1 protein-coding gene is annotated in these 614 nt (G+C 42.5%); it reads right to left on the bottom strand.

The features are described from left to right. Nucleotides 1–614 (bottom strand): transposase (locus DRF58_RS18210; RefSeq protein WP_245955618.1); only part of this gene is annotated, 614 nt, incomplete at both ends.

Here is a 614-nt window from a genome sequence, read left to right as displayed (position 1 = left end):
AATTTGGCATTGATATTTTCTACGGTTTGCTGGATCTTTTCTTTGCTGATTTCTTTAAATTCCGGCGGTTCAGGGTCTTTGTCCTCTTCCCTTGCCACGCTTTGGGCATATTTCCAAAGGTCCTCTAGTTGGCGGAGCATCTTTTCTTTATTGGTTTTAATGGCATTGGCCCACACAAAAGTGTAGCGGTTTGACTGGGCTTCGATTTTCGTTCCGTCCACAAAAACCTGTTTCAAACTTACCAAACCTTCTTCGGCAAGAAGCAAAACCACTTGCGAGAAAATATCTTTGAAAGCCGCTTCAAGCTTGTGAGCCCGAAATCTGTTCACGGTATTATGATCCACGATGCTCATATTGGAGAGCCACATAAAGTTGATGTTTTCGCGAAGTGCTTTTTCGATTTTCCGGGAGGAATAAATGTTGTTCATATAGGCAAAAACCATCACCTTGAGCATCATCACGGGATGATAGCTGGGATTTCCCTCTTTGCTGTAGGCTTTTAGCAGCGGGTCTATATTGATCCTCTCCAAAATATCATTGACAATCCGAACAGGATGATTATCGGGAATCAACTCCTCAAAACTATACGGAAACAACACCGTCTGATTTTGGTT

The organism is Epilithonimonas hispanica, from assembly GCF_003385395.1.
In the GTDB taxonomy this organism is placed as follows: domain Bacteria; phylum Bacteroidota; class Bacteroidia; order Flavobacteriales; family Weeksellaceae; genus Epilithonimonas; species Epilithonimonas hispanica.
This window is presented reverse-complemented; position numbering and strand designations above follow the sequence as displayed.